Annotated in this window: 8 protein-coding genes; 6 read left to right on the plus strand and 2 right to left on the minus strand. The window is 47.0% G+C overall.

Annotated elements, in window-relative coordinates:
• Positions 1-3 precede the first annotated feature (3 nt).
• The 5 genes from IEY46_RS28385 to IEY46_RS28405 all read left to right on the plus strand — a co-directional run bounded on the left by IEY46_RS28385 (position 4) and on the right by IEY46_RS28405 (position 5,179).
• Complete coding sequence (locus IEY46_RS28385; protein WP_188997512.1) at positions 4-1,110, plus strand: iron-siderophore ABC transporter substrate-binding protein; 1,107 nt, start codon at positions 4-6, stop codon at positions 1,108-1,110.
• Positions 1,103-2,143: a FecCD family ABC transporter permease gene (locus tag IEY46_RS28390; protein WP_188997513.1), complete on the plus strand. Its 1,041-nt coding sequence runs from the start codon at positions 1,103-1,105 to the stop codon at positions 2,141-2,143. The genes IEY46_RS28385 and IEY46_RS28390 overlap by 8 nt, the downstream gene beginning before the upstream one ends.
• Complete coding sequence (locus IEY46_RS28395) at positions 2,140-3,171, plus strand: FecCD family ABC transporter permease (RefSeq protein WP_188997514.1); 1,032 nt, start codon at positions 2,140-2,142, stop codon at positions 3,169-3,171. The genes IEY46_RS28390 and IEY46_RS28395 overlap by 4 nt, the downstream gene beginning before the upstream one ends.
• A complete protein-coding gene (locus IEY46_RS28400; protein WP_188997515.1) occupies positions 3,171-3,989 on the plus strand; it encodes an ABC transporter ATP-binding protein in 819 nt (272 codons plus the stop codon). Before IEY46_RS28395 ends, IEY46_RS28400 begins: the two co-directional genes overlap by 1 nt.
• 338 nt (positions 3,990-4,327) lie before the next feature.
• Positions 4,328-5,179 (plus strand): helix-turn-helix domain-containing protein, encoded by an 852-nt coding sequence (locus tag IEY46_RS28405; protein ID WP_188997516.1) that lies wholly within the window; start codon positions 4,328-4,330, stop codon positions 5,177-5,179.
• 79 nt (positions 5,180-5,258) lie between these two features.
• Here IEY46_RS28405 and IEY46_RS28410 read toward each other — a convergent pair whose 3' ends face one another.
• Both IEY46_RS28410 and IEY46_RS28415 read right to left on the minus strand, forming a co-directional pair.
• Positions 5,259-7,505: an FAD-dependent oxidoreductase gene (locus IEY46_RS28410; protein WP_188997517.1), complete on the minus strand. Its 2,247-nt coding sequence runs from the start codon at positions 7,503-7,505 to the stop codon at positions 5,259-5,261.
• Between the two features lie 21 nt (positions 7,506-7,526).
• Positions 7,527-8,522, minus strand: coding sequence for a zinc-dependent alcohol dehydrogenase family protein (locus tag IEY46_RS28415; RefSeq protein WP_188997615.1), 996 nt, complete (start codon positions 8,520-8,522; stop codon positions 7,527-7,529).
• Positions 8,523-9,285: 763 nt separating this feature from the next.
• Between IEY46_RS28415 and IEY46_RS28420 the strand changes: the two genes are divergently transcribed.
• Complete coding sequence (locus IEY46_RS28420; protein ID WP_188997518.1) at positions 9,286-11,802, plus strand: CotS family spore coat protein; 2,517 nt, start codon at positions 9,286-9,288, stop codon at positions 11,800-11,802.
• Positions 11,803-11,807 lie beyond the last annotated feature (5 nt).

Raw genomic sequence — 11,807 nt, forward strand, 5'->3', positions numbered from 1 at the left:
CACATGAACACAAAAAGAAAGTTCTCATTCATCACATTATTCATTACCGCTTTGTTTGCTTTAGTGCTGGCAGGTTGTTCCAGTGAGCCGTCCAATTCGACGCCTGCACCCTCTCCAGCTGCGAATGATGCGGCAAATACTGAAAAAACTCAAACCGATGCTCCCGCTTCCAAGGATGAGAATTCCGGGAATTCCGAGTATCCGATCGTAATTAAACATGCTTTTGGCGAAACAGTTATTGAAAGCAAGCCTGAACGTGTCGCTACGATACAATGGGCTAACCACGATGTAGTTCTCGCACTGGGCGTTGTACCCGTAGGCTTCTCGGCGGCGAATTACGGCGTTCAGGATGACAGCGGACTGCTGCCTTGGACCGCTGCAAAACTCAAGGAACTTAATGTGAGCGAGCCTAATGTCTTCCAAGATACGGACGGCCTTGATTTTGAAGCTATATCGGATTCGAACCCCGATGTCATTCTTGCGGCTTATTCCGGTATTACCCAGGAAGACTATGATATTCTTAGCAAAATCGCTCCTGTTGTGCCGTACCAGTCCAAGCCTTGGGCAACCACGTGGCGTGAGCAAGTGCTGTTCAGTGCAACAGGCATGGGCATGAAAGCTGAAGGCGAACAACTCATTAAAGACACCGAGAACCTGGTTAAAGAAAAGGCAAGCGCATATCCGCAGCTGCAAGGCAAAAAAGTTGCCTGGGTCAACTTCTCGGCTAAAGATATGTCCAAATTTCACATTTATACGCCTGCAGACCCCCGCGGCGATTTTCTGATCGAGCTGGGAATGACTTATCCTGAAAGCATCACGAGTCTGATTACGGATCCAACCAGCTACTCATTGAATTTAAGCGCCGAGAATGCGGACGCACTGAACGATGCTGATATCATAATCGGCTATGGCGATGAAAGCTTATATGAAGCCGTTAAAGCGGATTCCTTGCTCAGCAAAATCCCGGCCATTCAAAGAGGTTCTGTTGTGTTTATCGGCAACGGCACGCCTTTGGCAGCTTCCGGGAACCCTAACCCGCTTTCGATATCCTTTACCATTGATGAATATTTGAAATTAATCGCAGGAGCTATCGACAAGATCAATGAATAGTTCATCGATTTCGAACAACAACCGGCTAAGCTCGCATATCCCGAGGAATTTCACCTTGGTTCTGGTCATTTGTATCGTCTCACTGGTCTTATGCGTGATTGCCTCGCTGGTCTTGGGCTCCCGGCCGGTGCGGTTCCATGAATTAATCGACGGGTTATTTCACCAGGACGTAGACTCCTACGGGGCAAACGTGGTTCGCAAGCGGATTTCCCGGACCGTCTTCAGTTTATTTTGCGGTGCGGCACTCGGAGTTTCCGGAGCGCTTATGCAAGCGGTCACTCGTAACCCAATTGCCGACCCGAGTATACTGGGCGTGAATACAGGCGCATCGTTGTTCGTGGTGTGCGGCATTGCGTTCCTGAACATAAGCACCGCCAATCAATATATATGGCTGGCTTTGGCAGGGGCTGCGATAACTGCGTTGTTCGTATTCGGAATCGGCTCAATGGGGCGTGGCGGCGCCACGCCCATTAAGCTTGTCTTAGCCGGAGCTGCCACAAGTGCCGCCCTGTCTTCTCTGGTCACCGCCATCATCATTCCACGCTCTTATGTCATGGATCAATTCCGATTCTGGCAAGTGGGAAGCGTCGGCTCGGCAACCTGGAGCGCTATTGGCACTTTCATTCCGTTCCTGCTCGTCGGATTGCTGGTCGGTTTTATTACCGCTCCGGCACTAAATGCGTTGGCGCTGGGAGACGATGTAGCGACCGGATTAGGCGTTCGTACAGGAACACTAAGGCTCATTGCGGCTCTTGCAGGTGTTCTATTGTGCGGCGCAACTACTGCCATGGCAGGACCTATTGGTTTCATCGGGCTGTTATCCACACATGTTATTCGACTTATTCTTGGACCCGATTTGCGCTTTATTATACCGATGTCAGCTCTTTCCGGAGCCATTATTCTGACGATATCCGATGTAGGCGGCAGGCTCATCGGCAGTCCGGGTGAGCTTGAAGTCGGTGTTGTCACAGCGTTTATTGGAGCCCCCATCCTAATCATAGTAGCTATGAGATCGAAAGTGCGCTCATTATGACAAATCAATCGATTGCATTTATTATGTCGGGCAGACGTCAAAGACGCCGCCGATGGATACTGGTTACGGGCTTTCTTGCCGTACTTGCATGTATTCTTGGCTGTGTCATGCTTTTACTGGGGAGCACCATCTATCCGGTTAAAGATGTTATTCGAACGCTGGCGGGAGAGCACATCAAAGGCGTTTCTTTTGCGGTTAATACGATCCGGCTGCCGAGAATGCTGGCAGGCCTTTTTGCCGGATTTGCTTTTGGCATTGCCGGCTACACCTTCCAGACGATGCTGCGTAATCCTCTTGCGAATCCAAATGTCATCGGCATTACTTCCGGTTCGAGCGCGGCGGCTGTTTTCTGCATAACCGTACTTCAAACAAGCGGAGCTGTTGTTTCCGTCGCTTCCGTGATTGCGGGTCTTGCTACTGTACTATTGATTTATATATTATCCAGAGGAACGTCATTTTCCATCGGGCGGTTAATCCTTATCGGGATCGGTATTCAGGCCATGCTTGACGCTGTCATTTCCTATCTTCTGCTGGTTAGCGCGGAACAGGATGTTCCCGCAGCGCTCAGATGGCTCACAGGCAGCCTCAACGGATCACAAATGCACGAGCTGCCGCCTCTTTTTATAACCGTGTTGATCTTTGCGCCTGTCGTGATCGTGCTGGGCAAACATCTGAGTATCCTGGAACTTGGCGAACAATCGGCTTCTTCTCTCGGTGTGAGCACGGACAGGACAAGAATTCTGCTTATCGTCAGTTCCGTCTTCATGATTGCTATTGCTACTGCTACCACGGGTCCAATAGCCTTTGTCTCCTTCCTTGCGGGACCGATCGCAAAAAGACTGGTCGGAGTTGGTTTCTCCAACGTCATTCCGGCAGGACTTGTTGGCGTCAATTTGGTCCTGGCGGCAGATCTGATCGGACAATTTGCTTTTGAGTACAGATTCCCCGTAGGCATCATTACCGGATTACTCGGAGCGCCTTATCTGATCTTCCTGTTAATCCGCATGAATCGAAAGGGAGAATTATAATGAAACCGACACATATTTTTCAAGCCGACCAAATCGTAGCGGGCTATGAGAATAAAACGGTTATTCACGGTGTGGGCCTTGTTATACCCAGCAATAAAATAAGCGTTATTATTGGATCCAACGGCTGCGGAAAGTCTACGCTTCTTAAAACGCTGGCCCGGCTGATCAAACCCATATCAGGCACAATCACGCTGGATGACAAGCCGCTCAGTAAAATCCCGCCCAAGCAATTGGCCAGGGTGGTAGGACTGCTGCCGCAATCTCCTCTTGTTCCGGAAGGAATTTCTGTAACGGATTTGGTTGGACGAGGAAGGTTTCCCCACCAATCCTTGCTCGGCGGATGGACCAAAAAGGATTATGAAGCCGTTGACGAAGCGATGAGCATTATGGATATAACCGAGTTTGCCAATCATAATATTGATGAGCTTTCAGGCGGTCAACGACAGCGCGTCTGGATCGCAATGGCTCTGGCGCAGCAAACGGACATCTTATTTCTCGATGAACCGACAACCTTTTTGGATATCACCTATCAAGTCGAGATTCTGGATCTGCTCACCGATCTAAACCGCAAACACGGAACGACGATTGTAATGGTGCTTCATGATATAAATCTGTCCGCGCGTTATGCGGACCATATTTTTGCACTTCATAAGGGAATGCTTGTCGCTGAGGGTAAGCCAGCAGAGGTGATTACGAGCACTTTGGTTAAAGACATTTTCAGGCTGGATTGCACGGTGATCCCAGACCCTATTTCGGGATCTCCTATGGTGGTGCCCAAAGGACGATATCATGTTAAAGATGCCTATCCAGGTCAATAATTCCGCCTGCCGTATGATAAGGGTTCCCCTAGATGCGGAATCCCGAAAAAAACTGACCGTTGCAGGCTTAAACCCTGCAACGGTCAGTTCTTAGATTGCATCACAAAGCGATACTATCATTTTACGATTATTCACTCGTATCGTCCCCCTTAGAATATGGTTTTACGTTACCGCTCCCTTCCGATATACGCTAAATGCAAAAATAATACTATCCTATTAAAAATAGCCCTACCATGAACTAATCACCTTGATATGCATTATTATATTGTGTTAACATCGACTCCGTACGAACAAGCAAAGTATGCGTTTACGCATAATCTAAGGGCGGGGTGAATGCTATGAACGATGCTCTAGGTGATTTACACAACATGGTTCCTCACTTCATACAAGTCATCCATAGGGTCGTAAATGGTTCATGGGTAAATCATAGAAAGGTATGGGACACCCACTCCTTCATTCTTGTGTACGACGGGGAAGCCGTTATCGGATGTAATGAAGAGCGGCGAGTCGGCAAAGGGGATTTGATCTACTTTAAGCCCGGCGATCTCAGATGGGGGTATACGTTCGAGGATAATCCAATGAAATGTTACGGGGTGGATTTCCAGTATTCCTGCCTATTATTCGATGACAAGGATTGGATCAAAAAAGACATTCCCCTGCCTATTCAATCGTTTCTTCGATTAAATGATGCTCATCTATTCTCCAGGGTGCTTCATTTGTTCCAGAATTTAACGAAGGAATGGATCTCTCCCACTACTTTCAATAAAGTAACCAGAGAAAGAGCCTGTTTCATGGAGATCCTTAATCTCCTCTTCCTCTGGAACTCATCCAAACAATCTTTAAACTATGATAAAATCAGGAAAGTAGAAAAGATCTCGCAATATATACTGGATAATTACTCGAGTAAAGTGAAGCTTCAGGAATTGGCCAACTATATCCAACTCAGCCAATCTTACCTGCAGGTGATTTTCAAGGAGATAACCGGAAGCTCTCCGATCGAATATTTAATCAATGTACGTATTAACAAGTCTAAGGAATTGATGAAGGAAGGCTTTGCGAATATCGGAGAAATCTCCGAGCTTGTCGGGTTCAACGATGCGTTCTACTTTAGCAGATGCTTCAAAAAGATGGAGGGCGTTACCCCGTCCGAATACCGAAATGTAGTTTCTTCTCAGCGCCAATTCGTTTAAACCATCCTCCATACGAAGCAAGCAAACAAGGCTATCCTTCACGGATAGCCTTGTTTGCTGCTGTCACACCATGATTATCTTAACGAACCCGGATTTCAACGATCTCGGCATAAGCTGTCCCATTGGTTTGCTCCACGACAAGCCTTAACTGCCGGGTCTGCACCCCGTTCTCCAGGATATGCTTTCTCTTTCGCTGCCTGTTGCCCTTCACTTCTAGTAATGAGTTCCAATTGCCGCTGTCGTAGACCTCTACACGATAATCCTTGACCAATTCCGGAATGACATCAAACTCAGTCCGATGATGATGCAGATTAATAAGATCTTCATTCACATCATCATTAAAGGTAATATGGATTTCATTAACCTTCACTGCTTTATCCCAGTTTAATGCAATCCAGGCTTCTTTCCTCGCATGCTCTGCGAGCCACATATGGGCTCCGCCATAAGGACGCTGGTAACCATCGATAATTTTGCCAGGCTCAAAGGCATTAGTCTCATCCACCAACCGGAAGCAGAAGGGTTTGCGCACGACACGTTTCATATTCCATTTCACTACGAGCTGATCATGATTGAGCGATTCCATCCCACGAGCTACATTCAGCGCCTTTTCTTTAATGAATGAGAGCACTCCGCTCATTGGCTGGCGTGACAGATAGAGGGTTACACCCGGATTTTCCTTCACGATCACAAAAGCATTCTGCGCTCTTTCCGGGCTCCAGGGGAGGTTGAATTCTATCCATTGTTTGTTGCCCTTCTTAATGGTTTGAGCGTCCCGTACTTGAAGCCGATGAGGAATATAATTTTCCTGTCTTCCCGTATCCCATACTTCAACCTCAACTGTGGTGTCGCTGGCGGAATCCAAAAGAATTTGTATTTTCTCTATCTTAGGGTCCACAGGCATCAAGAAGGCTGCATCTGTTGATAGCTCGAATGATTCATCGGCTCGTTCAATGGCAAGCCGGTTCACATAGCTTGAAGCAATTACCTTCGCTTGCAGTGCGAGATCTGCAGGATCTTCGTTCTTAATCCCGATCACGGATGAATCTTCCCATAAGAGGGTCTGCTGCAGTTGTTTCAAATGCTTCTCATAAACCTCTCGGGGAGTTGCTTTGTTCTCCACACAGAGCGCCACCGCTGTCCCCGCCGCTTGTCCGACAGAAGCACATGTACCCATTACTCGTGAGGATCCAAAAGCAATATGTGTCGCGCTAATATTTCTACCTGCAAATAGCAGATTATTGACATTGACTGAATAAAGGGAACGATATGGAATTTGATAGATACCATCCGAATGATAATGGCGAGACGTATAATCCGCGGCATACATCCCTTCAGGCGGATGCAGATCAATCGACCAGCCTCCGTAGGTTACATTGTCATCAAATTCCGTTTGGCGTTCCAGATCGTTCTGGTTTAATACATAGTCTCCTTTGAAGCGGCGGTATTCCCGTTTCCCCGGCATGCTGCCAACCCATTCCAGAGTCATCGTTTCCGCTTCAAATTTTCCGGAATTTTTAATGTAATCCCATATTCCATAAATAACAGACCATAATTCATCACGAATAAGCTCATTATCATGAAGGGTATCTATTTCCTCTGCTCCGCCCCACTCTATCCACCAATAATGACAGCCGGAGTCCCCGCTGCTAAGTACCCTTTTGATCGGAATTGGCGTTTGGGTAATATCTTTCGTAAAGCTTGGTGGAACAAACTTCACAGGGCGTCCGGCATCCTTGGTATAGAAGAGCAGCGTGCTTCCCAGCGTAATATTGTCTGACACATCCGGAGCCCACGCTTCATTAAACTCGTGTTTGGCCTCACGTCCAATTTGATATTTTGCCCCAGCCAGGAAACCGATTAATCCATCGCCTGTACAATCCAGAAAGACGGGGCTTTCAAAACGGATTTTACGTTCAGAGCCCATCATCCAGCCTGTCACCGATATAATATGGCGGTTTAATTCATCGCCTTCCGCTTCAACCTCATGGACATCCGTATTTAAGAACAATTGGATATTAGGTTCATGACGAACCTTCTCCAGGACGATGAGATCCCAATAATACGGATTGCCCTCAGGATTCGTATATTGATTTTCCACAAACATTTCGCCTAGTATGCCCGTCTCCCGCGCATAACGATTGACACCGTGACCCGTTGCTCCAACGACCCATACACGCATCTCGCTGCTTGAATTACCGCCCAGAACGGGACGATTCTGAATGAGAGAGACCTTCTTCCCCAAGCGGGCAGCAGCAACCGCCGCACTTACTCCTGAAAGTCCGCCGCCAACAACCGTAACATCTGACTGAACATGTTCGAATCTCATTTTTTCACTCCTTGATCTATACTAAAGTTGAATTTGTGTTTTAAGGAAATCTCTATTCTTTGCGTTCTCAAAAAAATCGAGAGTCTGCTCCAATGAAAGTGTCTGTGAAACCAAATGATCAACTTGGACACGTCCTTCGTCGATCCACCTCATCGCCGGGATCGTTGTATAATGAACAGCCATGGAACCCAGGATGGTCCAATCCTTATTGAATAGCTTGAATGGACTCAATGGCACCGTAACCTCGCTGTCTGCCACTCCAAATTGCAAATATTTAGCTGCAGGCCCCATATACGTAAAGGCTTTTTGGATCACGGCAGGAATACCGGTTGCCTCCACAACAATATCGAAGGCCTGACCGGACAGTCGTGTATCAAGCTCATCACTCAATATCGTTCGGGTTGCCCCAAACTGCTCCGCAATTCGCAGCTTGGATGGGGAGATGTCGACCACAGCCAGCTCTGATGCCCCTGAACGCGATATTGCCTGCACCAATTGTTGTCCCATCGCACCCGCACCGAAAAGAATGACTCTGTCCCCTGCCTGAACCTGCAGTCGGTTCATGGCGTAAACCACACACGCCATTGGCTCAATGAAAGCCCCTTGCTGGAACGTCATGGAATCGGGCATTCTGATAAGCGTATTAGCGGGAACTCGAACATATTCTGCCATGCTCCCGTTCCTGGTTACACCTGTTGCAGCAAAATTCTCGCATTGATTGGACCTGTGCGTCTGACAATATTCACAATGACCGCAAAATATATTGGGATCCGCGCTCACTCTGTCACCCACTGAATATCCCGTTACAGCCGGGCCGATCTCATGAATGACACCAGAAAATTCATGCCCCGGAATAAGCGGATAGGACGATATATACGTCCCTTCATAAATATGAATATCGGTTCCGCATATCCCTGTTCGTTCCACTTTGATGGTTACTTCATTCATTCGCGGTTTTGGATATTCCACTTCTTGAATGGTAGCTTGATGCGGTTTTTCGATCACCAGCGCCCTCAATTGTCTCCACCTCTCGATCACTAGTCTGAGATATAAAATGTTCTCCTTCCACGAAGTTAGGAATACTGCCCATGCCACCCATTTTCGTCGTAACCATAACTCATACAGTCCCTAAGATGCATCTCCCGCGCCCGATTGAATAGCCATTCTTGCGGGTGTGTTCAGCGGCTTTGAGCGCTGCCTTGTAATCAAAATAACATATCGATTGTTGAACGGACATGGACTAATCAGGCTCACATGTATTATCTAATTCTGAATTCTATGCAGCCGAATACTTCGCTTGGCTGGCTCTGCCCGTTCGAAAAATGGGAATATCATTAATGGTTTGCACTGGAGAATGGGAGTAGTTTACTGGCCGAAGGGTGGTAGTTCATTAAAAAACAAGCAATCGGATACAGCCGCATGGCTTATCGGATTGCTTGTTTGCACGAGGAGTTAAACGCAGCCGCGCTATGCCTAGCGATTTTCACTCCCCTGTCTCAACGGGTCAAATGCCCTTGATGATGAATTGTATTTTAATATACTCAGCTTTCGCTAATAAAGCAAAATCCACGAATGTACATATCAACGAATCCATAGATGACATATGCTTAGAAATAGATGCACGCTAACTTGTTTAGGAAACCTGCACCCTTTCCCTGACCCGTGAGCTTCTGACCATTTTCACATTTCACAGACGACCGGGAAGCATCTGAACTTAGACGGTCAGGCCATCCAGTCGAAGGCTGCCCGGTACATTAATTTTATTTGAGGAGTGATGGAATTGGAGAACTATTTAATCGGTCCCTGGGACCATCTCGAGAATACACTGCCCCCCGGAACCGTTCTTGAGCAATACGTCCCGCCAGAGCTCGAAAAGATCGCATATCAGGTTATGGAGCAGTACGAAATGGTTGTTTCTGACATGCTGCTGATTACATCCAAACCCGATAAAGGCGGTGCTATTTGGAGAATCAATACGGATCACGGTCCACGCAGCCTTAAGGTACTGCACAGAGATCCCAAAAGAAGCCTGTTCAGTATCGGAGCCCAGCAGTATATGGTTGAGCAAGGTGCCAAGGTTCCTGCCTTCATTCCTAACAAAGAAAATACGCTTTATGTTGAGGCGGGGGGCAAGCTATGGATTGTAACGGAATGGATTGAACCTCTGCAGCAGGTTTCGAAAATCGATCTGGAGGGTGCAGCTGCGCTTTGCTACGGACTCGGAGAGTTTCATAAGCATTCCCAAGGATATGCCCCTCCATTCGGTGCAGCCAAATCGTCCCGATTGTACGGATGGTCCAAATATTATGAGAAAATCATGGCCAAAATCGGATGGTTTGAAGACATTGCTACCGCCTATCGGGAAATACCCTCAAGTGAGCGTTTGCTTTCTGTTATTGATGAGTTTAAAAAACAGGCTTATGACATATTCGATCGTTTCCAGTCATCGCCCTATTTCAAGATGATCACCAAAGGCGAGCAGCATTGGGGGCTTGCTCATCAGGACTATGGCTGGTCCAATGGTCAAATGGGGCCTGGGGGAATATGGGTTATTGACCTGGATGGCGTCGCTTACGACCTGCCCTTCCGTGATTTGCGCAAATTGATCACGAGTACGATGGATGATATGGGCAACTGGGATTTGAACTGGATTCGCGGGATGATCGGTGCTTACCATGAGGCTAATCAGATCGATCAGGATATGTTTGAGCTTTTATGGATCGATATGGCATTCCCTAATGAATTTTATAAGCATATCAAAGAGATTGTATTTGATCCGAAATTATTTTTGCAGCATGAGCTTGAACCTATTCTGGCGCGTGTACTGGCTACCGAAAGCAGTAAATGGGAAGCCTTAACAGGGCTTGAGCAGGATAAAGCGAATTACTTGCCGGCACAATACACAACGGAAGAATCCAATTGGGAATTTGTGCGTAAGCAGCCCATTCATCAAGGAATTAAACTTCCTGTGGGTATCGATATACCGCAGAACCCCTGGGAAGACACAGAGGAACAACAGCACGAGGGAGCCATTCCTGTTGTTGATGCTGATTTACCTGAACCACAGCAGGACACAGCCATTCCTGTTGGTGATGCTGATGTACCTGAACCACAGCAGGACGCAGCCGCTCCTGTTGGTGATGCTGATTTACCTGAACCACAGCAGGACACAGCCATTCCTGTTGGTGATGCTGATTTACCTGAATCGCAGCAGGACGCAGCCATTCCTGTTGGTGATGCTGATTTACCTGAACCACAGCAGGACGCAGCCGCTCCTGTTGGTGATGCTGATTTACCTAAAAAACAGCGGGACACAGCCATTCCTGTTATTGATGCTGCCTTACCTAAAAAACAGCGGGAGCCTAAAAAACAGCATGTTCCTGTCAAATCTTCTAAGCCGACCTATGTACCGGATTCTAAAAATAAAGCTAAAGATGTACATTCTGATCATACCGGTCCGGTTACACACGCGCCACTTATATCTGAACCGGCAGGAGTGCCCCTCATACAGCACCAAGCAGCCGTTGGTGTTCAAGAGCAAGCTATCCATCCAGGCATGGAAGCCGCAAGCGGCCTAACTGAACAACCAATTGCAAATGAGCAAGGCGGAATTGTCACTCAAATTCCCAAGCCTTCGAGATCAAAGAAAAAAACCAAAAAAGTGGTTGTCAGGAAAAAGCGAAAAATTCGTAAAAGGCTGTTGAAATCGCGCCTAGTATCCAATCCAAAAATGGTTAAATGGCTTAAAAAGCCGAAAGTAAAGAAAGCTTTACAATCACCTGCAGCAACTAATAAGAAAATAGTGCTTAAGAAAAAACAACCAAATCTCCTTAAGTCTCCCGCTAAGCCAATAATAGCGCCTAAGAAAAAACAACCAAATGCCCTTAAGTCTCCCACTAAGCCAATAATAGCGCCTAAGAAAAAACAACCACATCCCCTTAAGTCTCCCATTAAACCAACAATAGCGCCTAAAAAAAAACAACCGTGTCTCCTTAAGTCTCCCATGAAGCCAACAATAGCGCTTAAGAAAAAACAACTGTGTCTCCTTAAGTCTCTCATTAAGCCAACAATAGCGCTTAAGAAAAAACAACTGTGTCTCCTTAAGTCTCCCATTCGGCCAACAATAGCGCCTAGGAAAAAACAACCTAGTCCCCCATTAAGCCAAGTCTTTAAATCGAGGATGCAAAAGCCTGCCCGATTAAGAGAGGTTGTTCAAAAAGTGGATGCTTTCACTGTAAGCTTGAAAACAAGGGTGATGCATACGAAGAGGGTTTTGCCAAGGCAAAGCCACAAGTAGACTGC

The sequence above is a fragment of the Paenibacillus nasutitermitis genome (assembly GCF_014641075.1).
Lineage (GTDB): Bacteria > Bacillota > Bacilli > Paenibacillales > Paenibacillaceae > Paenibacillus_Z > Paenibacillus_Z nasutitermitis.

Coding starts and splice junctions, on each gene's coding strand:
- IEY46_RS28385 (WP_188997512.1), top strand. CDS start 4: ATGAACACAAAAAGAAAGTTCTCATTCATCACATTATTCATTACCGCT.
- IEY46_RS28390 (WP_188997513.1), top strand. CDS start 1,103: ATGAATAGTTCATCGATTTCGAACAACAACCGGCTAAGCTCGCATATC.
- IEY46_RS28395 (WP_188997514.1), top strand. CDS start 2,140: ATGACAAATCAATCGATTGCATTTATTATGTCGGGCAGACGTCAAAGA.
- IEY46_RS28400 (WP_188997515.1), top strand. CDS start 3,171: ATGAAACCGACACATATTTTTCAAGCCGACCAAATCGTAGCGGGCTAT.
- IEY46_RS28405 (WP_188997516.1), top strand. CDS start 4,328: ATGAACGATGCTCTAGGTGATTTACACAACATGGTTCCTCACTTCATA.
- IEY46_RS28410 (WP_188997517.1), bottom strand. CDS start 7,505: ATGAGATTCGAACATGTTCAGTCAGATGTTACGGTTGTTGGCGGCGGA.